We start from the raw sequence: 24,692 nt of genomic DNA on the forward strand, positions 1-24,692 counted from the left end.
AACGAATAATTTGAGGATACACCATGCCGTTTTTTGGTTTTACCCCTTCTGAAGGCTTATTGAACGATATGCAGACTGGAATTGCGAATAAAAATTCTAGTGAACCGCTATATCCACTTCGAGACAAAATTGCTTTACAACTCAATGAAGAAATTATTGATAATGTACTGATTCAGTTAGTACAACATTTCCCAGTGAGTGAAAAAAGAGATACTGCCGAAAAACTAGCTGGTTATGTCAAATCTACAGTTGCCGTACTTTTAAAGCAATTACTCAGCAAAGCTCCAAATGACGTTGTTAAACAGTCAGTTGAGTTTTCAGAGAAAAGCTTATTTAAAGATCCACAAGGTCAATATAAAGTTGGCGTAGCTTTAGATGCTGGCTTAGTGACTAATTTGAAGCATAATTTTGCTGAGCTTCAAGCAGGTAATGACATTAATAAAGCAGCATTAGCGGAACTATATAAACAGTTTGGTGATGCTATGGTTAGACACTTTATGTCTGATTTTAACAAGACATTAGATTTAGGCATGATTAAGCGTAAAGCAGCCGATATTGGCGCTGCTGCTGTGACTAAAGCGGTTCATATCGCGATCGATAAACTCATTCCAAGTTTAAATCGCACTGAATTGAAAGCGATGGCTGAATATCATGATGGTCTATTCTTTAACTAATAAAAAATAGACTATCGGAAACCTGGCAAACGCCAGGTTTTTTTATTGCAAAATATTGATATACATTGCCATAAATCACGTTTATGTTAGCATGCGCCAAGCACTGATTGACCTAGTTAAAGCCGCATGTCTCCTAGTCCACAATATAAATTTTTACGCCAAGCTCCTCGAGATGGTCTTAGTACTGCCATGCAACCATCACGCTGGCAGCAACTTCATATTGACCCTTGGTTATGCCTATTTTTATTCCTAAATGCTCTGTTAGGTTTAACGGTACTATATAGTGCATCTGCACAAGATGTCGGCTTAGTCAGTAAACAGGCTATGAGCTTTGGTATTGGCTTTTTAGTCATGATTGGTCTGGCTCAAATTCCTCCAAAGGTTTATCAAGCTTTTTCACCCTACTTTTATTTATTTGCACTATTTTCCTTAATTGGAGTTATGGTCTTTGGTGAAGTTCGTATGGGGGCTAAACGCTGGATTGATATTCCCGGTTTCGGAAGTGTGCAACCCAGTGAGTTCATGAAAATTGGCATGCCAATGATGATTTCATGGTTCTTAGCACGCAAACCACTTCCCCCTAGCTTTTCTCAAGTTGTTTTATCATTAATGTTAATTGGTGTTCCTTTTTTACTCATTGCGGAACAACCTGACTTAGGAACATCTCTACTCGTATTAGCCAGTGGTATTTTCGTACTATTTTTAAGTGGTCTGTCTTGGCGTATGATCGGCGCAGCTGCAGCCTGTGCCGCTATTGTTATTCCAATTGCATGGGAATTCCTTTTACACGACTATCAACGTCAACGTGTTCTAACGCTACTTGACCCAGAAGCAGATGCATTAGGAACAGGCTGGAACATTATTCAATCTAAAACAGCTATTGGTTCTGGTGGTTTCTCTGGTAAAGGTTTTCTTGAAGGGACACAGTCACATTTACACTTTTTACCAGAAGGTCATACTGACTTTATTATTGCGGCTTACTCCGAAGAATTTGGCCTGATTGGCGTACTTATATTAGTTATTCTTTATTCAGCTATTATTTTTAGAACATTCCAAATTGGTTTACAAAGCTTTCATAATTATGGCCGTTTGGTTGCTGGCGCCTTTGGTTTGTCTTTTTTTGTTTATGTATTTGTAAACGCAGGAATGGTCAGTGGTATTTTACCTGTAGTGGGTGTTCCTTTGCCTTTTATGAGTTATGGCGGTACAGCTATTATTACTTTAATGGCCACTTTTGGTTTAGTCATGTCTATTCATACACATCGATAATTTGGAATTTTAAAAAGATATGTTGTCTCAATTTGTTAATAAAACTTTAAAAGTACTCGCTTTGTGTACTGGTGTAGTGAGCACAAGTCATTTTGCTCAGGCCAATGATTTTGTAAATGATCCTAATTATTTAAATTTTAAACAAAAAGCCATGAATACTTATGGTTTAAGCAGTGTACAAGTAGATGCCGCGATGAGCGGTGCAAAAAATTTACCAAACATTATAAATATTATGACTCGCCCAGGTGAAAGTAAGCCTTGGTACGACTATCGCTCTATGTTTTTAGTTGAAGGCACTATTCAGCGTGGTGTTCGTTTTAAAAACCAATATGCAGATGCACTTAACCGAGCTGAACAGCAATTTGGTGTCTCTCAAGCTGTCATTTTGGGTATTTTAGGTGTTGAAACAGGATATGGAGCCAATAAAGGTTCTTTCATCACTCGTGACGCGCTTGCGACATTAGCGTTTGGCTATCCGCGCCGTGCTGATTATTTCAGTGATGAATTAGCTGCTCTGATTGCATGGACGTATAAAGAAGGCTACCCAACTAGTAGTATTGTTGGCTCTTATGCTGGAGCAATTGGCTATCCACAGTTTATGCCAAGCAATATTAGTAAATATGGAGTCGATTTTGATGGTAACGGCCACATTGATTTACGAAACTCTGCGGAAGATGCGATTGGGTCAATCGCAAATTACTTAGCAAAACAAGGATGGCAGCGCGATCAGCCGATTGGTTTTATGGCACGTTACACAGGTTCAAATCCAGAAAGTATTATTGCTAAAGACCTGACCCAACCTTCTCCATATGGCGTACTTAAAAATCAAGGGATTTCTCCATTAAACCCTTTAGTTAAAATTGATGACCTAGATATGGTAAATGTTATTCAATTACAAGACTATAATGGTCCAATTTATTATTTAACCTATCCGAATTTTCAAGTAATTACGACTTATAACAAAAGTCGAATGTATGCGACTGCTGTATGGTTGTTAGGCACAGAAGTAGCTAGCCGATAGGCTAGCTTTTTGATGAGTTTATGTAAAAGTCAATAAATATTTTTGTTAAATCGATCACAATACACACATTTTAAATATTTTGTTACATATTTGGTTATTTTTTAATCTAAAACTGTAAGTTTTTGCCCTTTTTGTAACTATTTCTCGTTAAAGACTAGACACTCTCCGTAAGCGATGAATATTATCCACCCCAATCAAGCAATTGCAAAAGTGAATAATTAGGCATGTTCACTTCAATTTTTAGCGTTTTGCTAAAAGAAAAAGAGCATGTTCTCAGGAGTTTATATAAATGCAGTTATCGCTGAAATACATTCTTGCACTGACGGCTAGTTTAAGTATGGCCCCACTGCACGCTGAAATGATGCAGTCATCATCATTAAACAGTGATGTAGATGGTCCAAATGCAAATTTAGCAGCACGTGTATTGAGTAAAGATACTCAAAGCTTTAATTCTCGTTTTTCTAACATTAACAGTCTTTCAATCACTGAACGTTCTGGCGATCAAATTCGTCGTCAAGCTATCGCAGCTAAAATTGAAATCCCTGAAGATGAGCCTTCAGTGATTGAAAAACTTAACACAGTAGCTTCAAATACTGTTCGTAAGTTTAGCCAAACTGGTATGGCATCTTGGTATGGTCGTCAATTTCATGGCCGTAAAACTGCAAGTGGTGAAACATTCGACATGAATGCACTTACTGCTGCTCATCGCAGTCTGCCATTGAACTGTTATATCCGTGTGACAAACAAAGATAATGGTAAAAGTGTGGTAGTAAAAGTAAACGACCGTGGTCCATTCCATGCAAATCGTGTACTTGATTTATCATACGGCGCTGCAAAACGCCTTGGTATTACCAATGCTGGTACTGCAAAAGTAAGTATTGAACGTGTAGACGGTCCTACTTCATAAGCGATTACTCCTAGAGTTCATGAAAAAGCCACAATTTAATTTGTGGCTTTTTAATTTTTAGCCCCCCCCCAATATAAAAATTATGCTCAAAATTTTATGTTTTCACTCTTTTTTTAATTACAAAATTGATTAATTTTCAACCCAAAAACACATCTTTTTAATACCTCTCATTTTTTTCTTCTATTTTTCGATTAGAGCCATTTTAAAAAAATTACGCTACCCCAGTACCACTTTAGTCTAAAAAGGGCTATTTATCGCGTTTTAAGAGCAGTTGAGTTGAGTATTTTTCTGTTATTTTCCGGCTTTTCATAAAAAAGTGCTTTTTTGGGTCATTTCCTGACTTCAAAATCCAAAAATAAATAGCCAGATTTTTCTAAAATAGAATTCGCTATTTTTAAGTTCGGCTTTTAACTTTTCAAATCTATTTTTATAGATGGTCAGATCTTAAATTTATGCTTATACAAATATTCAGAGTGAATGAATAAACGATAAGGAACATGTACAACTTTTCTTGTCTACTCAGATAACAACAGGCTAAAATATAGGCATAAAAAGAATGATTCAAAATTAGACATGGAGAAAAAGGTCTATGAAATCTATTGGTGAATGGTTTGATGAATACAGTGAAAGCCATCAAAATCCAACGAATAAGAAAATCCACTGGGTATGCGTCCCAGCTATTTTATTTTCTATTATCGGAATCATTGCCCACTTTAGCGCCTTACTCACTGCTTTACTCATTGTACTGACTCTAATTTTCTACGCTCGACTCGATCTTGTACTTGCAGTAGCAATGGCTGCACTTCTTGTTGTGATGGCTTGGCTTATTTATGTCTTACCTGTAGGGGTAGGATTTTATATTGCTCTTTTTGTCATTGCTTGGATTGGACAATTTTACGGACATAAAGTTGAAGGGAAAAAACCTTCCTTCTTTAAAGATTTACAATTTTTATTGATTGGTCCAGTTTGGTGTATGGATGCGTATCTTGGAAAAATGTTGCCAAAGTGGAAAAGTCGGCAGAACAAATTGATTACTCAATAATTTATTAAAAAGCTGAATCTTTTAGATTCAGCTTAAATTTACTGATTTATTAGAAAATTTATAAAATAGAAAAATGCTAGGCTGAGTAGCACACTGGGTAAAACTTTTTTTAAATAGAAAGCAATTACAATACAAAATATTGTCGCGTATAAGTAAGGATTATCAAAAATACCTCTTAGTTCATTTGCCTCAAAAAAGATTACTGGTATACAAATAGCAGTTAATAAGCAAGGCGCTGAATAATTCAGCATTTTATTCATTAATACGGGTAATTTTACTTTTACATTGGGTTCTAAAAAATAATAACGATTAAAAAACACAATAGCAGCCAATCCTAAAATCATGAGCCATGACATATTATTTTTCTCCTGTTCTATTTTCTGCAAAAACCGCAATAAGCATTCCCAATAAACCAGAAATTAGAATACCTCCTTCCAAGTTTAAAAATTTGAGAAAAAAGCCAGTAACACAAGTTGTTAAAACTCCAGCTATGACAGGCTTTTCCTTACACATAGGAATAATCATGGCTACAAAAATAGCAATAATCGAAAAATCTAAATGGTAGGACAATAAATCTGGAATCGCAGTAGCCAATAAAATTCCGGCTAAACTAAAAACCACCCAGAATAAATAAAAACATATACCCGCCCCTAACAAATAATGAGGATGCCTTTTTTCATTCGGAGCACTTAAAGCAAACAATTCATCTGTTAGCAAAAAACCTAAACTTAATCGCTTTGGCAAAGACAAAATAGAAATGTTATTTCTTAAAGTTAATGCATAAATAAAATGCTGTGCAGTAAGAAAGAAAATCGTGATATAGATCGTTAATAATGATGCACCTTCCATCACCATACTCAAACTGACCAATTGTGCAGCGCCAGCAAAAACAATTCCTGACATTGCTAATGCTTTATAAAATGATAAACCTGCATGAATTGCCATTGAACCAGCCAAAATAGCCCACGGAATAACCGAAATAGACAATGGCAATATATCTACCGCCCCTCGTAAAAAAAGATACGGAGGTTGGCCTTTAGAAAATCTTACAGATTGATTTAAGTGAGCATTCATCTCTAGACATCTATAACATTAAATATTTATAGATTTTCTTCTATGCAGGTTAGCTTCTCTTGAACAAAATTGCGGTTAGAAATGAAAATAAATTTTTAGAGATTAAGGCTTGCTACATACTGGGTAGGTGTAACGCCCATTGCCTTTTTAAAGTGACGGTTAAAATGACTTTGATCAGAAAACCCACATTGCTGTGCAACCATCACAATTTGATCACCTTGCTTTAATAACTGTCTCGCTTTTTGCAAACGTGCCTGTACCAACCACGCATGAGGTGGTAAACCCACATGTTTTTTAAATTGTCTTAAAAAATGCCAAGCGCTTAATCCAACCATATCAGCCAATTCCTGCAAAGAAAAATTCTTTTCAGGCATATCTGCCAACAAATCTTTAACTTTTAAAATTTTCGAATAAGCTTCAGGTAGCTCACAAAAGGTATGCCGTGATTTACCATGACGCATCATTAAACAAGCCAATGTCGACAGATACATGGTTTCTTTCAGCAAAAAATTATCTTTTTGTTCTAATAAGTCAAATAATAAGCAAAGTTGTTGAGACAAACCCAGATCTTGAATAACTGCTTGAGGGAACCAAGGTGCGCCATGACCATTCTCAAAAAAATCCTGACTCACTTCAGCGAGCATTTCTGGTGTGGGATAAATTGCTCGATAACGCCAACCCGATTCGACAGCAGATGAACCTGTATGAATTTCGTCTGCACTCACCAAAATAATGTCGCCTTTAGGGGCTATATGTAGCTGTCCCGTCCTAAAAAAAGACTGTGCACCTTCTTCAATCACACCAATACAATACCCTTCGTGGGTATGCTTTGAAAATTGCGTTTGGTGGTAATGTGCTTTTAATAGTTCTAAACCGCCCAACTCTCGCAAATGCAAGTAGTCAGCCTGTTCGCGGTACATATATACATCTCATCTATTTATCTAGAAAAAACATAGCATGTTTTAAAAAGATGCATAGAACAAAATTGCTATTAGATAGAAATGTATACCCGTTTTCTATTGGTAAATACGCCCATTATGTTTTAGCCAACCATTTTCATGTCGATTTTGTGGATCATGATGCGTCCAATGCAATACACCACCTTTTTCGTTATATTCATATTCACCATTAAATTCGACAATATCCCCTTTGTGTAAATCTTCAATTTTTGGTGCTAAATCAATATTATGTGCGACCAAAATTGAAAGACCATTTTTTAATACAAGAATAAATTTCTGGTGTCTTGTCCCATCATTATCTTCTCTTAAAATTGCTTTTACTCGACCACTTCCCTGCACTTGAACATTACTTTGTTTACGATCATAAGCAGTTTTTATGGTATCCGCACCATCATTTGAAAGCGCCGTTTCAGTATGCTGAGTGACAGGAGTGGGTAATGATGTTTGATTCTTCTTATGTCCAGATGAATCTAGACCGAAATATGCAGCAATCAATAAGACAATAATGCCGCCAATACTTAGATTTTTTTTATTTGTCATCTTTATATTCCGATTTCAATAGAGATAAAAAAAGCCCCATAGGGGCTTTTTTTATTGTGATACGAATTACTTCGCAGCAGCTTGAGCAGCAGCAACTTCTTCAGCGAAGCTCATTTCTGCTTTTTTCTCGATACCTTCACCAACTTCGAAACGTACGAAGTTAGCAACAGTTGTACCAGTCGCTTTTAATACGTCAGCAACTTTTTTGTCGTTGTCGATAACGTACATTTGACGGTCAAGAGCAACTTCGTTTAAGTATTTCTCAACAGAACCAGTTACCATTTTCTCAACGATGTTTGCTGGCTTACCAGATTCTAACGCTTTCGCTTCAGCAATTTCTTTCTCTTTAGCGATAAGGTCAGCTGGAACAGCTTCAGCGCTTACTGCTACTGGGTTGAATGCAGCAACGTGCATTGCAATACCTTTACCAGTGTCAGCATCACCTGTGTAAGAAACTACAACACCGATTTTTAAACCGTGTTTGTAGATAGCCAAGTTTTCGCCTTCAACGATTTTCGCGCGACGAACTTGGATGTTTTCACCGATTTTTTGAACAAGCGCAATACGAGCTTCTTCAACTGATTGGCCATCAGCCAATTTTAATTCAGCGATTTTAGCAGCATCAGTTTCGCCAGCAGCTAAAGCAGCAGCAGCAACTGCGTGTGCAAAGTTAGAGAAGTTTTCGTCTTTAGCAACGAAGTCAGTTTGACAGTTTACTTCAACTAAGATCGCTTTCTTACCGTCTTGAACGATAGTGATTGCACCGTCAGCAGCAATGTTGCCAGCTTTTTTAGCAGCTTTAGCTTGACCAGATTTACGAAGGTTATCAATAGCAAGTTCGATGTCACCGTTCGCTTCTGTTAATGCTTTTTTGCATTCCATCATTGCAAGACCAGTACGGTCACGTAATTCTTTTACCATGCTTGCAGTAATTGCAGTCATGTTGATCTCCTAAAATCGGTAGAAAATAAATCTTTTCAACAAAAACGGCCCAAAGAAACTCTGGGCCGTTTGCACTCTCGACGCTTAATTTGCCACCATTACATGTCGCAAAAATGACAAGCCTGCGTCAAAACGCATTAAGCCTCAGAAGCGTCTTTCGCAGCGTCATCGCCTTTTGCTTGAGCGTTCGCTTGAGATTGAGCGTATTCTTTACCAGCAAGAATTGCGTCAGCCATAGCTGAAGCATATAAAGTTACTGCACGGATCGCATCGTCGTTACCAGGAATAACGTAATCAACGTTGTCTGGGTTAGAGTTTGTATCAACGATACCGATAACAGGAATACCTAAGTTCTTAGCTTCTTTAATTGCAATCGCTTCGTGATCAACGTCGATTACAAATAATGCGTCAGGTAAACCACCCATGTTTTTAACGCCGCCTAAAGAACGCTCAAGTTTTTCCATCTCACGAGTACGTTCTAAAGCTTCACGTTTAGTAAGCTTAGCAAAAGTACCGTCTTGAGATTGAGTTTGAAGATCTTTTAAACGGTTGATAGATTGGCGAAGTGTTTTCCAGTTCGTCAACATACCACCTAACCAACGGTGGTCTACATATGGTTGACCAGCGCGTTGAGCTTGTTCACGGATGATGTTAGAAGCAGCACGTTTTGTACCAACGAACAAAACTTTATTCTTTTTGCTTGCTAATTGGTTAGCGAAGTTCAAAGCATCATTTAACGCAGGAACAGTGTGCTCAAGGTTGATGATGTGAATTTTGTTGCGCGCGCCAAAAATGTATTGACGCATTTTTGGGTTCCAGAAACGAGTTTGGTGACCAAAGTGCGCACCTGCTTGAAGAAGGTCGCGCATGCTTACGTTGTAATCTGCCATTTTCTTTACCTTAAAAGTTGGGTTAGGCCTCCATATATCCGCATTCTCCACCTTTTTACAGGCACCCAGAGTAATGTGACGATATATGTGCGGATTTTTTACTCCACCTATCAAAAATCTTCGTAAAAGATATTCACGAAAAGCATTTGATAAAATGGGCGGCTATTTATACCATAGACGCTTGTAAATTACCAAAAGTTTTTAGAGATCATGAACAGTACTTATACAGCTCCACGTCGATTAATCAAAACTCCAGATGAAATTGAAAAAATGCGCATTGCAGGACGACTGGCGGCTGAAGTTCTAGAGATGATCAAGCCGTATATTAAGGCCGGTGTAAGCACCCTCGAACTTGATACGATTTGCCGTAATCATATTGAAAATGTACAACATGCCATTCCAGCCTGTGTAGGTTATGGTGGTGCTCCAGGACGCCCTGCTTTTCAACATTCTATTTGTACTTCGGTTAACCATGTCGTGTGTCATGGTATTCCTTCTGAAAATAAAATCTTAAAAAACGGCGATATTCTTAACATTGATGTGACCGTAATTAAAGATGGTTATCACGGCGACACCAACATGATGTATGTCGTAGGAGGTGAAACTTCTATTTTGGCAAACCGTTTATGTAAAGTTGCTCAAGAAGCAATGTACCGTGGAATGGCAACAGTTAAAGACGGTTCATATCTAGGTGACATTGGCCATGCTATCCAGAAATATGTTGAGTCAGAGCGTTTTAGCGTAGTACGTGAATATTGTGGTCATGGTATTGGTACCGTTTTCCATGACGAACCTCAAGTGTTGCATTATGGCCAAGCTGGCACTGGTATGCGCTTAGAAGCAGGTATGACCTTTACGATTGAACCAATGGTCAATGCTGGTGTTTGGCAAACCAAATTACTTGGTGACAAATGGACTGTTGTAACTAAGGACCATAAACTTTCTGCTCAATATGAACACACTATTTTAGTGACTCAAACAGGTATCGAAGTATTGACAGCTCGTCCTGAAGAAGACCTTTCTCGCTTCAACTAATAATTTAATAAACATTAACAAAAGGCTACTTTGAGTAGCCTTTTGTTTTTTACTTTGTATTTTTTATTAATAATTCTTTCCAAATATAAACAAATATTTCAAAAACATTACAATTATTAATTTTTATTACACAATCATTTTAATAAAACGCGTTATGGTGGGCTCAATAAAAATCAGTAAACAAATGTCTGGACATGGAGTCCTTTATGATGAAAAAGTCATTATTTTGTATGACAGCTGCCTTTTTTGCTCTGCCTACAGTCACTTTCGCCGCTTCTCCATATTTTAGTTTAAAAGATGGTGATGGTTTCAAACGTTTTTCGGTCTCAGCTGGTTGGCTCCATGCTATGCCTCAAGGCTCAGGAAATCCAGTCAACATTAATACCAGTGTCGCTGAAGGAACCAGTTCTAAAGTAGGTTCTGTATCAAAACAATCCGTCTTAAATGCGGCGGATCGAAGTTCCAACCCCCTCTTATACGATGCAATTAAAATTCTACCTACAGATACATTACCATCCATTCTTACAGGTACTGCAACGGTAAATGGGTTATCAAATTGGCAAAGTGAAGGTACAGGCTTAGAAGCTCAAAGTGTTGATACTCTGGGTATCATGGCAAATTATAATTTTACAGATAATTTATCTCTGGAAATTAAAGCAGGCGTTCCTCCAAAGGTAGATATAAAAGGTAAAGGAAATATTTATGCGCCATTATCTGGTTCAGCAAACACAGCTCTTGGTTCAATCGGTCTAAAAGAAGATATTCATATCACTGATCTTACTCAAGGCGGTAAAGCTGCCACAGCACGAGCTTGGTTACCAGCAGTTGAACTGCATTACCAATTTGGTAAATCGGGTGTAAATAAATTTCGTCCATACATTGGTGCAGGTGTGATGTATGCCTATTTCAATGATTTAAAAATGAATTCAGGGATTGAATCAGATTTAATCAAAGCAGGCCATATGATTCAAAATATTCATGATGGTCAAGCGGGTGCAGCATTAGACGGTAAAACGTCTTCAGCTAACCCTATTGTTAAACTTGAAGCGACCGATACTTTCGCACCGATTGTTACGGTTGGAGCGACCTATGACTTTAATCCGAACTGGTTCGCCGTCGGCTCAGTTTCTTATTCAAAAATGAATAATGAAGCAAAAATTTATGTCACAGATCAAAATACAGGTAAAGAGCTTATTAAAGCGAATACCAAAATTGATATCGACCCACTTATTACCTATGTAGGTGTAGGCTACCGTTTCTAATTTTTTAAAATACTCAAGCTATAAAAGCCTTACTGAAGCTTTTATAGCTTTTTTATTGGTAAGTTCAATCCTGCTTCTTTTTAAACCAATATGCTAAAAAAATGAGCATTTCTTATTAAATTATTAGGAAAACTCATGTCCCACCTCTGTGGTTTCCTTTTTTCTTAATTTTATTTTGTTAATTAATTTTATTAAATCCCAACTAACTGAATAAAATTAAAAACTAACATTTTCCTTTTAGTAAAAATTATTTTTTGGCACATCCTTTGCTTTATCTAAAGCATGATGAATCAATGGCGATTCAATGGATAAACCAAGACGGCCAAAGACGTCCGCTCTGATCGGTATGCAAATAGACAATTTATTTTGTCGTGCAAATTAAAAATTCGTTCAGTTCAGAGGGACGGCGTATGTCTTCAAAGATCAATCTAGATGCAAAAAAAGCAACTGAGATTAAATTATTCAGCTTCTCAACTCCAGCAATGCGTGCCTTTCACATGTCTTGGCTCGCTTTTTTTGTCTGCTTCTTCGCATGGTTTGCCTGTGCTCCACTAATGCCTGTTATTAAAGGCGAATTTGGCTTAACTAAAGACCAGATTGCCAATATTAATATTGCCGCCGTTGCTATTACGATTTTAGTGCGACTCGCTGTCGGCCCCCTTTGTGATAAATATGGTCCACGTATTACCTACACAGCCCTTCTCTTACTAGGCAGTATTCCGGTATTTGGTGTTGCTGCTGCCAACAGTTATGAATCATTTCTATTCTTCCGCTTACTGATTGGTGCAATTGGCGCAAGCTTCGTTATTACGCAATATCATACAAGTATTATGTTTGCGCCTAATGTTGTAGGTACAGCAAACGCAGCGGCAGCTGGTTGGGGTAATGCTGGCGGCGGTGCAACTCAAGCCTTAATGCCTTTATTACTCGGTGCAATTGTCATGTTCGGTGTTGAGCAAACTATGGGCTGGCGCATTGCACTCATCGTACCGGGTGTGATGATGGTGATTGTGGGAGTCCTTTACTGGAAGTTAACTCAAGATTGCCCTCAAGGTGATTTTAAAGAAGTTCGTGCACAAGGCATTGATGTTGGCAGCGGCAAAAAAGGCGGTATGGCAATTTTAATGCAAGCTGCGCGTAACTACCGTGTCTGGATTTTATTTCTGGCTTATGGTGCATGCTTTGGTATAGAAATTTTTATTCATAACGTAGCAGCCATGTACTATGTTGATCAATTCAAAATGGATTTAAAAACTGCGGGTTTAACGGCAGGAATATTTGGTCTTCTTGCATTATTTGCACGTGCACTAGGGGGCATTATTTCCGATAAAGTTGCACTTACTAAAGGACTAGATGGACGCACGAAAGTACTTGTACTCATGATTTTAGGCGAAGGTTTATTCTTAGTCCTTTTCTCTCAAATGAATGGTGTCGCTCTCGCTATTCTTTCAATGACTATTTTTGCACTATTTACACACATGGCCTGCGGCGCAACATATGCTCTTGTGCCATTTATTGACCGTAATGCATTAGGCGGTGTAGCAGGAATTATTGGTGCGGGTGGTAATGCAGGTGCAGTTGCAGCTGGCTTTTTATTAAAAGGTGTACTTGATATTCAAACTTGCTTATTTATTTTAGGTGGACTGGTTATGGTTGCGGGTTGTAGCGTAATTTTGATTCGCTTCACAACCGAACACAAAGAAAAAGAACAAGTCCTTTTTGAACAAGCGCTACTTGAGCGTAATTCTGCAACTTAATTTTTTTATAACCAGCAGAAATCAAAATGATTTCTGCTGGTTTGCTTTTGTTATAAAGAGACTAGCATTGTTACCTTTTAATTTTTCTTAAATACTCCACCATCTATATCGATATCTTTCGATACATCTTCTACAATAACTCATCACTTTCCTATAATTTTCCAATCACAATGACTAAAACAGGCAATCAGTTCTCACAGCCACTTATATACATGTTAATTGGTAGCGCTCTTATCTTGGCTCTTTCATTAGGTGTTCGTCACGGTTTCGGCCTTTATTTAGTTCCAATGAGTCATGATTTTGGTTGGGGGCAACATGTTTTTAGTCTTGCAATCGCGATGCAAAATTTAATATGGGGAGCCGTTCAACCTTTTACGGGTGCAATCGCAGACAAATATGGCAGTAAAGTTGTGGTTGCTGTTGGCGGATTACTTTATGCCCTTGGCTTACTCTTAATGGCTTTTAGTTCCAGTGTACTCATTTTGAATTTAAGCCTAGGTCTTATTATTGGTTTAGCTTTATCAGCAACCTCTTTTACGGTTTTACTCAGTGCCGTAGGCCAAGCTGCTCCACCAGAAAAAAGAAGTATGGCAATGGGTATTGCCAGTGCGGCAGGCTCTTTCGGTCAATTTATTATGCTGCCTTCCACCCTTCTCTTACTTAAAACAGTAGGATGGTCCGCAGCTTTAATGGTGAGTGCTCTCCTTATTGCTCTAATTATTCCTCTGGCATTGATGCTTAAAGCTCCAACTTATCAATCACCTAAGGCACTCATTCAAACTCAACTCACGTTTAAACAAGTACTTAACATTGCCAGAAAACACAAACCTTTTTGGTGGTTAGCTTTAGGTTTTTTAGTATGCGGGTTCCAAGTTGTATTTTTAGGGGTACATTTGCCAGGCTATTTAATCGACCACGGCTTTGATGCGGCGACAGGTACAGTGTTTCTAGCTTTAATCGGCTTATTTAATATTGTGGGAACTTATGGGGCGGGTTGGCTAGGAGATCGTTTCTCAAAACCTAAATTATTAATGGCACTTTATGGTAGCAGAGGGATCGCGATCATTGCCTTTCTACTATTACCTTTAAGCACTTATACAGTATATGCTTTTGGCGTCGTTATGGGTCTTCTATGGCTCTCTACTGTTCCACTCACCAATGGCATTGTCGCAAATATGTTTGGTGTTAAATACCTTTCAATGCTGAGCGGTATTGTGTTTTTCACCCATCAAGTTGGTTCTTTCTTTGGCGGTTGGCTTGGCGGCGTTAACCATGACTTAACAGGTAATTACAATGCGATTTGGCTATGTTCAATAGCTTTGAGTATATTAGGGGTAATTGTACATTTCTTTGTAAATGAGGAGGCTGTTATTCATGACGCATAATGCCTTACTTTTGAAAACAATTATGAGTTTCTTCATTGTAGCTCTTCTGGTTCTTTCTATCGTTTTATGGAAACAGACACCTGATTTATTTGAATATTTTAATCAAGCATTTTGTGCACACTAGAAAGATGACGCGCTGAAATCACTCTGTACATTGTCATAAAAATATAAAAATCGTATGGTCTAATGAAAATAAAAAAGCCCGCAAATTTGCGGGCTTTTTTATTGAGAAATTATTTAAAATCAAAATAAACGATTCATACCATTAAGTGCAGCTACACGGTAAGCTTCAGCCATGGTTGGATAGTTAAACGTTGTTTCGACAAAATATTTCAAGGTATTGTTTGGGCTGTGCATAACTGCTTGCCCAATGTGGATAATTTCGGCAGCGTTATTACCAAAACAATGAATACCTAAAATTTCTAAAGTGTCACGATGGAAAAGAATCTTCAATTCACCCACTGTATCACCCGTAATTTGTGCACGAGCCAAATGACGGAAAGAAGCTTGACCTACTTCATACGGAATTTTCTCTTCCGTTAATTCTTGCTCATTTTTACCAATAGATGAAATTTCCGGAATGGTGTAAATACCCGTTGGGATATCACGTACTGGCTTCGCATCTTCACCACTCATGTTTGCACCAGCACAGCGCCCTTGGTCATAAGCAGCAGAAGCAAGTGATGGCCAACCGATTACGTCACCAGCAGCATAGATATTTTCAACTTCAGTTTGGTATTGATCATTTACAGAAAGCTGACCACGGTTGTTTGGTACTAACCCAACATTCTCAAGACCTAAGCCTTCTGTATTACCTGAACGGCCATTACACCAAAGGATCGCATCGGCTTTGATTTTTTTACCACTTTGTAAATGTAATACAACGTGGTCATCAAATGTTTCAAGATGATCCATTTGTTCGTTGTGACGAATTAACACACCTTGTTCACGTAAGTGATAAGACAAAGCATCAGCAATTTCATCATCTAAATAGCTTAAGAGTTTTTGCTGAGTATTAATCAAGTCAACTTTATGATCTAAACCAATAAAGATCGAAGCATATTCACAGCCAATAACGCCTGCACCGTAAATAATGATTTTTTGAATTGAGTAATCAAGATCAAGAATTTTATCTGAATCAAATACACGAGGATGGTCAAAGTCGAGACCTTGTGGATGATAAGGACGACTACCTGTCGCAATCACGATTTGCTTACAGATGATTGTTTCTTTAATGCCTTCATGGCTAAAAACTAAAACTGTATTTTTATCTTGAATATATGCACGGCCATGAAATACGCCGATTTTGTTGCGGTCATAAAAGCGTGTATGTGTATCAACCTGTTGTTGAATCACCTTGTGAGCATTACGCAACACCTGTTTCATGGTGAACTGTTTCCATTCACCTACTTTTTGAAACATCGGGTCACGTTGATAGCGAATAATACTAGAAACTGTTTGACGTAATGCTTTACTTGGAATAGTCCCTACGTGAGCACAGTTACCACCCAGTTGATCACGCACATCTACAATTGCAACACGCTTACCCGCTTTTGCAAGCTTCATTGCCGCGCCTTCACCTGCAGGTCCAGAACCGAGAACTACCGCATCGTACTTAACGAAATTCCCACTAACGACCTCTTTTTTACGTGGCATTGAAAGCTCCTTCCTCTCTTGAATGACCATATTTTATAATAGATTATGACTAATATGCGGTGAATTTATGTATTTCTCAACCCTATATTTCTGAATAACCACATTTATTATATGAATAGTTATTTTCCGCTATTAACCAAAGAACTCGGCTATAATACAATGTCAATGTCTCTATAAACGAGTGGAAAAGTTAAATATGTCAGAACACCGTAAACCTGAACAGGGTGTAAAACTTCGTGGCGCAGAAAAAGTCGCAAGAATTCCTGTAAAAGTTGTACCTACGGTTGAAGTGCCGCGTAAACCTGACTGGATTCGTGTCAAGATGACGGCACCAGAAGAAGTTCAGCGTATTAAAACCACTTTACGTGCTCAAAAACTCCATACCGTTTGTGAAGAAGCAGCTTGTCCTAACTTACCAGAATGTTTTGGTGGTGGTACAGCAACATTCATGATTATGGGTGATATTTGTACACGTCGTTGCCCGTTCTGTGATGTCGCACATGGTCGTCCAAATGCATTAGACCCTGATGAACCTCGTCACATGGCAGAGACTATTGCCAATCTTAAACTCAAATATGCAGTAATTACTTCGGTTGACCGTGATGACTTACTTGACGGCGGTGCACAACATTTTGTGGACTGTATTAAGGAAGCTCGTGCGCTTAGTCCAAGCACACTACTTGAAATTTTAGTGCCAGACTTCCGTGGACGTATGGATATTGCTTTACGCATTATGACTGAATGTCCACCAGATGTTTTCAACCATAATATTGAGACTGTACCTCGTCTCTATAAAGCGATGCGTCCAGGTTCAGATTACCAACATTCTTTAAACTTATTGAAAATGTTTAAAGAATACTGCCCTGACATCCCAACCAAATGTGGTTTGATGGTAGGTATTGGTGAAACTGAAGAAGAAGTCATTGCATTGCTTGATGACTTACGTGCTCACGATGTCGACTATGTGACTATTGGTCAATACTTGCAACCTTCAAAACAACACGCACCAATTGACCGCTTTGTAACACCAGAAGAGTTTGAGCGTTATGCAGAGCATGGCCGTAAACTTGGTTTTAGAAATATCTGGTCTGCGCCAATGGTTCGTTCGAGTTACTTTGCTGACCGTCAATATCACGGTGAGCCAGTACCAGAAGTTCGTCGTAAAGTAGATCCAGCTAAAAAAATCGCTGTTCAAGTCGTCGAAGCTTAAAAATTAAATTTCTATAAAAAGCCCTCTAATACAGAGGGCTTTTTATTTGTATAAGAAAATCAATAACATTTCTTGACAAATAGATAAAACAAGCTATTACACTTTCACTCAAAAATATCTTATACCTAAAAGTACGATATATCCCTGCTCTAGCATATAGATCAATTGCGACATAAAAAATCAAATTTAAACAGCATTAAAAATAAGCTAGTTAAGCCTTAAATCTCTCCTCGCCTTTTGTAACTTCCAACTTGAGGGCTTATCTAGCAAGGAGCAAGTATGATTTTCCTACTCTTTGTTTTAAGTATTGTGATTCAGCTCGCTGCAATATGGGCAATTTTCTTTTTTAACCTAAACAGAGTCATTGGCAGCATTCTGATGATTGCGGTAGCTATACTTACCGCAATCATTTTAACGCCATGGTCACTGCTTTTAGGGATTCCTCTTATTGCTCTTAGCATTATTATTTTGTTTAAGCCTTTACGGTTTAGCTTAATTACAAAACCTGCTTATAAAACTCTGGCAAATTCAATGCCAAGCATCAGTACAACCGAACAAGAAGCATTGGAAGCAGGAACAAGCTGGTGGGAAAAAGAATTATTTATGGGTGCACCAGATTGGTCGCAATTTGAAAAGTATCCTTATCCTACACTTTCATCAGAAGAACAAAGTTTTATTGATAATGAAGTTGAAGTGCTATGCAGCATGCTAAATGAATGGGAAATTCACCATCACTTAAAAGACCTTCCACCTGAAGTTTGGCAGTTCATTAAAGATAAAGGTTTCTTAGGCCTGATTATCCCTAAGTCCTTTGGTGGTAAAGAATTTAGCTCATTTGCTCAAAGCCGTATTATGAGCAAAATTGCGTCACGCTCATTAACTACAGCAGTAAGTTGTATGGTTCCGAACTCTTTAGGACCTGGTGAGTTACTCATGCACTACGGTACTGATGCGCAAAAGCAGCAATATCTACCGGGTCTTGCCAAAGGTGAAGAAATTCCATGTTTTGGTTTAACAAGTCCTGAAGCTGGTTCAGATGCTGGTGCCATTCCAGATTCGGGTGTGGTGTGCTACGGCGAATATGAAGGCGCTCAAGTCCTTGGTCTGCGTATGAATTTCTCTAAACGCTGGATTACACTTGCTCCGATTGCCACAGTAGTTGGCTTAGCATTTAAGCTTTATGATCCTGAAGGTCTACTCGGCGATAAAAATAAAACCGAATACGGTATTACCTGTGCACTTATTCCTGCAAGCCATGCGGGTGTAAAAATAGGTGCACGCCATTATCCAGGCTCTCCATTTATGAATGGAACAGTTGAGGGTAAAGATGTTTTCATTCCTATCGACTGGATTATCGGTGGACAAGAAAATGCTGGTAAAGGCTGGCGTATGCTGATGGAGTGTTTAGGTGTTGGGCGTGGTATTTCCCTCCCAGCATTAGCTACGGCCGCAGGTGAAATGAGCTATTTAACCGTAGGTGCTTTTGCGAGAATTCGTCAACAGTTCAATATTTCTGTTGGTAAATTTGAAGGTGTGCAAGAAGCAAGCAGTGAAATTGCCAGTGATGCCTATATGCTTGAAGCATTTCGTTATTTAGTAACATGTGGCCTAAATCAAGGCGGAACCCCTGCCGTGATGACTGCCATGGCAAAATACTATGCAACAGAAACTATGCGTAAAGTCATTAATCACGGCATGGATATCGCTGGTGGACGTGGTATTCAGCTTGGACCTCGTAACTTCCTTGCACTCACCTATCAAGCCATTCCGATTGCAATTACGGTCGAAGGTGCAAACATTTTAACCCGCTCACTCATGATCTTTGGTCAGGGTTCAATGCGCTGTCATCCTTATCTTTTTGAAGAGCTACAATTACTTCAGTCTGACGATAAAGCCAATGCAGTTCAAAAATTCGATGACCTGTTATTTAAACACTTAACGTATACCTTTAATCGCGGCGCAAAATCATTTGCTTATGGTTGGACAGGTGGTTCAAGTGATGCACCTCAATCATCAGATCAGTTCACGGCAAGTTACTATAAAACCATTAACCGTTTTAGTGCCAACTTCGCCCTTGTTTCTGATATGTCACTAGGTTTACTTGCAGGAGATTTAAAACGCAAAGAAATGCTCTCAGGACGTTTAGCTGATATTCATGCACACTTGTTTATTGCCACTGCAATTTTAAAGTTTTATGAGGCTGGACAAAAAACTGAAGCTGAACAACTGCATGCAAAACTAGCATTACAAAAAGCGTTCTTAAATATTCAGGAAGCATTTTGGGGATTATTTGACAACTTCCCAGCCAAGCTTCCAGCAGCCTTAGTGAAATGGATTTGTTTCCCGCTAGGTCGTGTGATTGCAAAACCTGATGATGAGTTAAAACAGCAAGTTGCTGAACTCATGATGGAAGAACATCCGTTTAGAGAGCAACTCAAACGCCATGTGTACTATTCAACTGAACCTAACGATGTTACTGGCCGTCTAGAGCACACGTTCCAGATTTTAAGAACCCTTGAACCGCTTTGGGATAAGTTTAAGAAAGCTGAATCCAAAGGCAAGTTTACTGGTCTTACTTTTGAAGAGAATATTGCACAAGCGATAAAAGAAGGCTTTATTTCTGAAAGTGAAGCTCAACAATTATTGCAATACAACGCAATTCGATTTGACAGCATGCTTACCGATGTTTTTGATGAAAAACTCGATAAGGATCTACCTTTGTCAAACCCTCATCAAATAGTGTGACTGATGCCTCCACCAATTCACTATTGCAATCATTTTTGATTCGCATTAATTAATAAATAGCCATAAAAGCGTCACTCGACGCTTTTATTTTTAGGAGAAATTAATGTCTAAGCAAGATTACGAAAATGGATTAAAAGTACGCACAGAAGTGATGGGAGAAGCTTTTGTAAAACGTGCCCAAGAAAATACCGTACCCTTTACCCAACCTTTACAAGACTGGATTAATGAACATGCATGGGGATCAACTTGGCAACGTGAAGGTGTGCTTCCACGTAAATATCGCTCATTAATTACTTTAGCTATGCTAACCGCACTTAAATCGCCAACTGAACTTAAAGGCCATGTCCGTGGCGCACTCAACAATGGTTGTACAGTTGAAGAGATTCAAGAAACTTTATTGCATAGTCTGCCATATTGCGGCGCGCCTGCTACTCAAGAAGCTTTTCGTGCTGCTTTAGAAGTCATTCAAGAATATCAACAACAATAACTTCAATCTGAGCCAGCACTCTACTGGCTCACTTTGACCTAATTTAATGTAGTCGAATAAATATTTAAATTACGATCACCAATTACAATAGCCTGACGACAAATCCCTTCTGCTTTACGCTGGTTCTCAAAAACTGTTGCTGACATCGGCTCAAAACTATCGAAAAAGCAAATTTCGTTTGAATCTACAGAATAAACGAGCGACTGATTTCCAACACCTTCTAAAGTGTCGTAGTACACGATTACCATTTGCCTATTTTGAATTGCACCTTGAATGTCTTGATAGCTCAAAGCAGGCCCTGTCGGTATTTTCAACACCTTTGCCTCTTTATAACTCATACGTTCGCTGGGGCTAATGTTAGGGTCTTTATCTGAATAAAATGAAACATCAAAACCAAACTTTTTTAAAGCAACAGCTAAAGCAATGGTATAGGTACCATCTTGCTCATGTCGGCAAACTTTAATTAACTCAGCAACATCAATTTGCACCCCATAATGCTTTAGCACCATCCAAACTGCAAAAATACCACTGTTTGCCTCGAGGTTTGCCAAAGATTCGGGAATATTTAAGGCCATAATTTAAATCTAAAGTCATAATTAAGCAGATAATAAACAAAACTGGATTGGCACTAAAAGCTTTTCCAAGTACAATGTTTCGCTAGTCGAGGGATGCTGCGACAAATGATCGGCACTAAAGATCAGTTTGCCAGGCTCGACGATCGGTTAAACACTCGTTTTAACCAACAACGGCATCCGCGAACAGAATGATCAATACTATTTTTTCCTAGGAGATCCTGATGAACGCGGTTAATGCTTCATTTACAGATTACAAAGTTGCTGACATCTCTCTTGCTGACTACGGTCGTAAAGAAATCAAACTTGCTGAAGCAGAAATGCCAGCTTTGATTGGCTTACGTAAACGCTATGCAGCATCTAAACCACTTGCTGGCGCAAAAATTCTTGGTTGTATTCACATGACCATTCAAACAGCGGTTCTTATTGAAACGCTTGTTGAATTAGGTGCTGAAGTTCGCTGGACATCATGTAACATTTTCTCTACTCAAGACCACGCTGCTGCTGCAATTGCTGCTCGCGGTATTCCAGTTTTTGCTTGGAAAGGTGAAACTGAAGAAGAGTATGTATGGTGCTTAGAACAACAGATCAATGTAAATGGTCAACCTTGGGATGCCAACATGATTTTGGACGATGGCGGTGACTTAACTGCTCTTGTTCATGAAAAATACCCTGCTCTTTTAGAACGTATTCACGGTATTACCGAAGAAACAACTACAGGTGTTCAACGTCTTATCGAAATGTGGAAAGACGGTTCTTTGAAAGTACCTGCAATTAACGTAAATGACTCAGTTACTAAGTCTAAAAACGACAACAAATATGGCTGCCGTCATTCATTAAATGATGCAATCAAACGTGCTACAGATATGTTGTTATCTGGCCGCCGTGCACTTGTGATTGGTTACGGTGACGTAGGTAAAGGTTCTGCTCAATCTTTACGTCAAGAAGGCATGATTGTTCGTGTAACAGAAGTTGACCCGATTTGTGCAATGCAAGCATGTATGGACGGCTATGAAGTTGTATCTCCATACAAAAACGGCGTACAAACAGGTAAAAAAGAAGATGTTAACCAAGACTTACTTGGCAACACTGACCTTGTTGTAACGACTACTGGTAACTACCACGTATGTGATGCTGCAATGTTAGATAGCTTAAAAGCTGGTGCAGTTGTATGTAACATCGGTCACTTCGATACAGAAATCGACACAGCTTATTTACGTGGTTACAAGTGGGTTGAAGTTAAGCCACAAGTTCACCAAGTTTATCGTTCAGAAGACGAAAACAACTACCTTATCCTTCTTTCTGAAGGTCGCCTTGTAAACCTAGGTAATGCAACTGGTCACCCATCACGCGTGATGGACGGTTCTTTTGCTAACCAAGTGTTAGGTCAAATTCACTTATTCCAAGAGAAATTTGCTGACCTTCCTGCAAACGAAAAAGCTGCAAAAATCCGTGTAGAAGTTCTTCCTAAGAAACTTGACGAAGAAGTTGCTGCAGCAATGGTTGCCGGTTTCGGTGGTGTACTTACCCAGTTAACTCAAAAGCAAGCCGATTACTTAGGCGTTGCTGTTGAGGGACCATTCAAGTCTGACGCTTACAAATACTAAGAACTTAAGGGCAGACGGTGAACCGACTGCCCTTTTTTCTAAAATGTTTCGCTGTTTACAAGGATTTGACATGACTAAACGTACACCTATTTCTTTTGAGTTTTTCCCGCCAAAAACTGATGCCGGTGCTGAAAAACTTCGTATTGTTCACCAAGAACTACAGCTATTAAACCCTGAGTTTTTCTCGATTACTTATGGAGCTGGTGGCTCTACTCGCGAACGCACGCTTGCTGCTATTGATGATTTCAATGGCAAAGGTACACCTGTTGCCCCTCACCTTTCTTGTATTGGTGATGATAAAGCGCGTATTGCTGAACTACTCGATTTATACAAGACACAAGGCATTGACCGTATTGTCGCTTTACGTGGCGACTTGCCATCTGGTCAGGTTGGACTTGGCGAGCTTCCTTATGCTCAAGATTTAGTACGTTTTATTCGTGAGCACTCAGGTGATCATTTTCATATTGAAGTTGCAGCTTATCCAGAAATGCATCCTCAAGCTGAAAATCTTGATACAGATATTCAACGTTTTATTGAAAAAGTACAAGCTGGTGCTAATGCAGGAATTACCCAATTCTTTTTTAATCCAGATTCGTACTTTTACTTTATAGAGCGCTTGGAGAGTGCAGGAATTAACATTCCAGTGGCTCCTGGTATTATGCCAATTACCAATGCAAGCAACTTAATTCGCTTTGCAGATGGTACTGGTGCTGAAATTCCTCGTTGGATCCGTAAGCAGTTACAAGCCTATGGCGATGACAGTGAAAGTATTAAAGCTTTCGGTCATGAAGTTGTTGTTAAGCTATGCGAGCGCCTGATTGCAGGTGGCGCACCAAGCTTACACTTCTATTCAATGAATCAAGTTGAACCAACCCGTCAACTTGTTGTTGATCTTGGTTTAAATTAATTTTGTAAGGCGTACCCAATGAATCGTTTTTTTATCGAAACTGAACTTACTGTTGGCTCAACAATTCAACTGACTGAATCGGTATTTCATCATTGGGTGCGTGTTTTACGCGCACAACTACAAGAACAAGCGACTCTATTTAATGGACAAGGTGGCGAATATCTCGCAACTCTGACCGAAATTAATAAAAAAAATGCATTTGTCGCCATTGAGAATTTTAATCCTGCCAACCGTAATGCCCCTTTTAAAGCTGTTCTTGGTCAGGTCATGAGTAAAGGCGACCGAATGGATTATGCCATTCAAAAAGCCACCGAACTTGGTGTAAGCAAAATTCAGCTTTTAACCAGTGAACGCTGTGAAATGCGTTTAAAATACGACCGTGATCAAAAAAAATTAGATCATTGGCAAGCTGTTGCAATTGCAGCCTGTGAACAATGCGGGCTTAACTTTGTCCCAGAAGTTTTAGCACCCGTCCCTCTTCATGAATGGCTAAAATCTTCTGATCTTCCTGCATCCAAATTTGTTTTGGCTCCTGAAAAAGAACAAAAAGATGTATTAGCAGGGATCCAACCAGAACTCGCTCTCTTAATTGGTCCGGAAGGTGGTTTAAGCGAAAATGAAATTACGCAGGCCAATGAAGCGGGTTTTATGAACTGGTGTATCGGAGACCGTGTATTACGCACCGAAACTGCGCCTGTTGTTGCATTATCTATTTTAAATTATCGGTTTTTATCCATATAAGCTAATTGAA

At 38.8% G+C, this 24,692-nt stretch carries 23 protein-coding genes; 15 read left to right on the top strand and 8 right to left on the bottom strand.

All coding sequences use genetic code 11. The features are described 5' to 3' along the window. Positions 1-23 precede the first annotated feature (23 nt). The 5 genes from ABFY81_RS08325 to ABFY81_RS08345 all read left to right on the top strand — a co-directional run bounded on the left by ABFY81_RS08325 (position 24) and on the right by ABFY81_RS08345 (position 4,913). Entirely contained in the window at positions 24-674 is a 651-nt protein-coding gene (locus tag ABFY81_RS08325) for a hypothetical protein (protein ID WP_347913525.1), read from the top strand. A 126-nt stretch (positions 675-800) separates the two neighbouring features. Next, the gene (gene rodA, locus ABFY81_RS08330; RefSeq protein ID WP_019457155.1) at positions 801-1,943 is read left to right on the top strand and encodes a rod shape-determining protein RodA; all 1,143 of its coding nucleotides are present in this window, start codon (positions 801-803) and stop codon (positions 1,941-1,943) included. Between the two features lie 19 nt (positions 1,944-1,962). After that, positions 1,963-2,964 (top strand): lytic murein transglycosylase B, encoded by a 1,002-nt coding sequence (mltB, locus tag ABFY81_RS08335; protein WP_347913526.1) that lies wholly within the window; start codon positions 1,963-1,965, stop codon positions 2,962-2,964. Between the two features lie 289 nt (positions 2,965-3,253). Further along, positions 3,254-3,871, top strand: a complete 618-nt coding sequence (locus tag ABFY81_RS08340) for a septal ring lytic transglycosylase RlpA family protein (RefSeq protein ID WP_002052473.1) — start codon at positions 3,254-3,256, stop codon at positions 3,869-3,871. A gap of 589 nt (positions 3,872-4,460) precedes the next feature. Beyond that, on the top strand, positions 4,461-4,913 hold the full coding sequence (locus ABFY81_RS08345) for an Mpo1-like protein (protein ID WP_019457157.1): 453 nt from the start codon (positions 4,461-4,463) through the stop codon (positions 4,911-4,913). A 38-nt stretch (positions 4,914-4,951) separates the two neighbouring features. On the opposite strand, the gene ABFY81_RS08350 is transcribed toward ABFY81_RS08345, so the two are convergent. The 6 genes from ABFY81_RS08350 to rpsB form a co-directional block, all read right to left on the bottom strand. After that, complete coding sequence (locus tag ABFY81_RS08350; protein ID WP_151749499.1) at positions 4,952-5,269, bottom strand: AzlD domain-containing protein; 318 nt, start codon at positions 5,267-5,269, stop codon at positions 4,952-4,954. Position 5,270: 1 nt separating this feature from the next. Next, positions 5,271-5,987, bottom strand: coding sequence for an AzlC family ABC transporter permease (locus tag ABFY81_RS08355; protein WP_347913527.1), 717 nt, complete (start codon positions 5,985-5,987; stop codon positions 5,271-5,273). 95 nt (positions 5,988-6,082) lie between these two features. Then, positions 6,083-6,907: an AraC family transcriptional regulator gene (locus ABFY81_RS08360; protein ID WP_347913528.1), complete on the bottom strand. Its 825-nt coding sequence runs from the start codon at positions 6,905-6,907 to the stop codon at positions 6,083-6,085. A gap of 96 nt (positions 6,908-7,003) precedes the next feature. After that, the gene (locus ABFY81_RS08365; RefSeq protein ID WP_019457161.1) at positions 7,004-7,486 is read right to left on the bottom strand and encodes a DUF3465 domain-containing protein; all 483 of its coding nucleotides are present in this window, start codon (positions 7,484-7,486) and stop codon (positions 7,004-7,006) included. Between the two features lie 66 nt (positions 7,487-7,552). Beyond that, on the bottom strand, positions 7,553-8,428 hold the full coding sequence (gene tsf, locus ABFY81_RS08370) for a translation elongation factor Ts (protein WP_019457162.1): 876 nt from the start codon (positions 8,426-8,428) through the stop codon (positions 7,553-7,555). Between the two features lie 137 nt (positions 8,429-8,565). Then, positions 8,566-9,318 (bottom strand): 30S ribosomal protein S2, encoded by a 753-nt coding sequence (gene rpsB / locus ABFY81_RS08375; RefSeq protein WP_001982118.1) that lies wholly within the window; start codon positions 9,316-9,318, stop codon positions 8,566-8,568. 210 nt (positions 9,319-9,528) lie between these two features. Here rpsB and map point away from each other — a divergent pair, with 210 nt between their 5' ends. From map to ABFY81_RS08395, 4 genes are all read left to right on the top strand, one after another. Continuing rightward, complete coding sequence (map, locus tag ABFY81_RS08380) at positions 9,529-10,353, top strand: type I methionyl aminopeptidase (protein WP_004700423.1); 825 nt, start codon at positions 9,529-9,531, stop codon at positions 10,351-10,353. 206 nt (positions 10,354-10,559) lie between these two features. Beyond that, the gene (locus tag ABFY81_RS08385; protein ID WP_347913529.1) at positions 10,560-11,615 is read left to right on the top strand and encodes an OmpW family outer membrane protein; all 1,056 of its coding nucleotides are present in this window, start codon (positions 10,560-10,562) and stop codon (positions 11,613-11,615) included. 410 nt (positions 11,616-12,025) lie between these two features. Next, positions 12,026-13,372 carry an MFS transporter gene (locus tag ABFY81_RS08390; protein ID WP_347913530.1) on the top strand — a complete coding sequence of 449 codons (1,347 nt, stop codon included), beginning with the start codon at positions 12,026-12,028 and terminating at the stop codon, positions 13,370-13,372. Between the two features lie 170 nt (positions 13,373-13,542). Further along, entirely contained in the window at positions 13,543-14,757 is a 1,215-nt protein-coding gene (locus tag ABFY81_RS08395; RefSeq protein ID WP_347913531.1) for an MFS transporter, read from the top strand. A gap of 243 nt (positions 14,758-15,000) precedes the next feature. Here ABFY81_RS08395 and sthA read toward each other — a convergent pair whose 3' ends face one another. Continuing rightward, entirely contained in the window at positions 15,001-16,413 is a 1,413-nt protein-coding gene (gene sthA / locus ABFY81_RS08400) for a Si-specific NAD(P)(+) transhydrogenase (protein ID WP_004700414.1), read from the bottom strand. A 196-nt stretch (positions 16,414-16,609) separates the two neighbouring features. Here sthA and lipA point away from each other — a divergent pair, with 196 nt between their 5' ends. The 3 genes from lipA (at position 16,610) to ABFY81_RS08415 (ending at position 20,855) form a co-directional block, all read left to right on the top strand. Beyond that, positions 16,610-17,623, top strand: a complete 1,014-nt coding sequence (gene lipA / locus ABFY81_RS08405) for a lipoyl synthase (protein ID WP_004700412.1) — start codon at positions 16,610-16,612, stop codon at positions 17,621-17,623. 279 nt (positions 17,624-17,902) lie between these two features. Beyond that, positions 17,903-20,368, top strand: a complete 2,466-nt coding sequence (locus tag ABFY81_RS08410; RefSeq protein ID WP_347913532.1) for an acyl-CoA dehydrogenase — start codon at positions 17,903-17,905, stop codon at positions 20,366-20,368. A 103-nt stretch (positions 20,369-20,471) separates the two neighbouring features. Further along, positions 20,472-20,855 (top strand): carboxymuconolactone decarboxylase family protein, encoded by a 384-nt coding sequence (locus tag ABFY81_RS08415; protein ID WP_000043121.1) that lies wholly within the window; start codon positions 20,472-20,474, stop codon positions 20,853-20,855. A gap of 38 nt (positions 20,856-20,893) precedes the next feature. Here ABFY81_RS08415 and ABFY81_RS08420 read toward each other — a convergent pair whose 3' ends face one another. Next, positions 20,894-21,430: a cysteine peptidase family C39 domain-containing protein gene (locus ABFY81_RS08420; RefSeq protein WP_347913533.1), complete on the bottom strand. Its 537-nt coding sequence runs from the start codon at positions 21,428-21,430 to the stop codon at positions 20,894-20,896. A gap of 221 nt (positions 21,431-21,651) precedes the next feature. Here ABFY81_RS08420 and ahcY point away from each other — a divergent pair, with 221 nt between their 5' ends. The 3 genes from ahcY (at position 21,652) to ABFY81_RS08435 (ending at position 24,682) form a co-directional block, all read left to right on the top strand. Then, complete coding sequence (gene ahcY / locus ABFY81_RS08425; RefSeq protein ID WP_019457169.1) at positions 21,652-23,034, top strand: adenosylhomocysteinase; 1,383 nt, start codon at positions 21,652-21,654, stop codon at positions 23,032-23,034. A gap of 70 nt (positions 23,035-23,104) precedes the next feature. Then, positions 23,105-23,941, top strand: a complete 837-nt coding sequence (gene metF / locus ABFY81_RS08430; protein WP_240287356.1) for a methylenetetrahydrofolate reductase [NAD(P)H] — start codon at positions 23,105-23,107, stop codon at positions 23,939-23,941. Between the two features lie 18 nt (positions 23,942-23,959). Then, a complete protein-coding gene (locus ABFY81_RS08435; protein ID WP_019457171.1) occupies positions 23,960-24,682 on the top strand; it encodes a 16S rRNA (uracil(1498)-N(3))-methyltransferase in 723 nt (240 codons plus the stop codon). Positions 24,683-24,692: the final 10 nt, after the last annotated feature.

Origin of the sequence: Acinetobacter sp. WA-87, from assembly GCF_039938935.1 — a bacterium.
GTDB classification, from domain to species: domain Bacteria; phylum Pseudomonadota; class Gammaproteobacteria; order Pseudomonadales; family Moraxellaceae; genus Acinetobacter; species Acinetobacter seifertii.

Coding starts and splice junctions, on each gene's coding strand:
- ABFY81_RS08325 (WP_347913525.1), top strand. CDS start 24: ATGCCGTTTTTTGGTTTTACCCCTTCTGAAGGCTTATTGAACGATATG.
- rodA (WP_019457155.1), top strand. CDS start 801: ATGTCTCCTAGTCCACAATATAAATTTTTACGCCAAGCTCCTCGAGAT.
- mltB (WP_347913526.1), top strand. CDS start 1,963: ATGTTGTCTCAATTTGTTAATAAAACTTTAAAAGTACTCGCTTTGTGT.
- ABFY81_RS08340 (WP_002052473.1), top strand. CDS start 3,254: ATGCAGTTATCGCTGAAATACATTCTTGCACTGACGGCTAGTTTAAGT.
- ABFY81_RS08345 (WP_019457157.1), top strand. CDS start 4,461: ATGAAATCTATTGGTGAATGGTTTGATGAATACAGTGAAAGCCATCAA.
- ABFY81_RS08350 (WP_151749499.1), bottom strand. CDS start 5,269: ATGTCATGGCTCATGATTTTAGGATTGGCTGCTATTGTGTTTTTTAAT.
- ABFY81_RS08355 (WP_347913527.1), bottom strand. CDS start 5,987: ATGAATGCTCACTTAAATCAATCTGTAAGATTTTCTAAAGGCCAACCT.
- ABFY81_RS08360 (WP_347913528.1), bottom strand. CDS start 6,907: ATGTACCGCGAACAGGCTGACTACTTGCATTTGCGAGAGTTGGGCGGT.
- ABFY81_RS08365 (WP_019457161.1), bottom strand. CDS start 7,486: ATGACAAATAAAAAAAATCTAAGTATTGGCGGCATTATTGTCTTATTG.
- tsf (WP_019457162.1), bottom strand. CDS start 8,428: ATGACTGCAATTACTGCAAGCATGGTAAAAGAATTACGTGACCGTACT.
- rpsB (WP_001982118.1), bottom strand. CDS start 9,318: ATGGCAGATTACAACGTAAGCATGCGCGACCTTCTTCAAGCAGGTGCG.
- map (WP_004700423.1), top strand. CDS start 9,529: ATGAACAGTACTTATACAGCTCCACGTCGATTAATCAAAACTCCAGAT.
- ABFY81_RS08385 (WP_347913529.1), top strand. CDS start 10,560: ATGATGAAAAAGTCATTATTTTGTATGACAGCTGCCTTTTTTGCTCTG.
- ABFY81_RS08390 (WP_347913530.1), top strand. CDS start 12,026: ATGTCTTCAAAGATCAATCTAGATGCAAAAAAAGCAACTGAGATTAAA.
- ABFY81_RS08395 (WP_347913531.1), top strand. CDS start 13,543: ATGACTAAAACAGGCAATCAGTTCTCACAGCCACTTATATACATGTTA.
- sthA (WP_004700414.1), bottom strand. CDS start 16,413: ATGCCACGTAAAAAAGAGGTCGTTAGTGGGAATTTCGTTAAGTACGAT.
- lipA (WP_004700412.1), top strand. CDS start 16,610: ATGTCAGAACACCGTAAACCTGAACAGGGTGTAAAACTTCGTGGCGCA.
- ABFY81_RS08410 (WP_347913532.1), top strand. CDS start 17,903: ATGATTTTCCTACTCTTTGTTTTAAGTATTGTGATTCAGCTCGCTGCA.
- ABFY81_RS08415 (WP_000043121.1), top strand. CDS start 20,472: ATGTCTAAGCAAGATTACGAAAATGGATTAAAAGTACGCACAGAAGTG.
- ABFY81_RS08420 (WP_347913533.1), bottom strand. CDS start 21,430: ATGGCCTTAAATATTCCCGAATCTTTGGCAAACCTCGAGGCAAACAGT.
- ahcY (WP_019457169.1), top strand. CDS start 21,652: ATGAACGCGGTTAATGCTTCATTTACAGATTACAAAGTTGCTGACATC.
- metF (WP_240287356.1), top strand. CDS start 23,105: ATGACTAAACGTACACCTATTTCTTTTGAGTTTTTCCCGCCAAAAACT.
- ABFY81_RS08435 (WP_019457171.1), top strand. CDS start 23,960: ATGAATCGTTTTTTTATCGAAACTGAACTTACTGTTGGCTCAACAATT.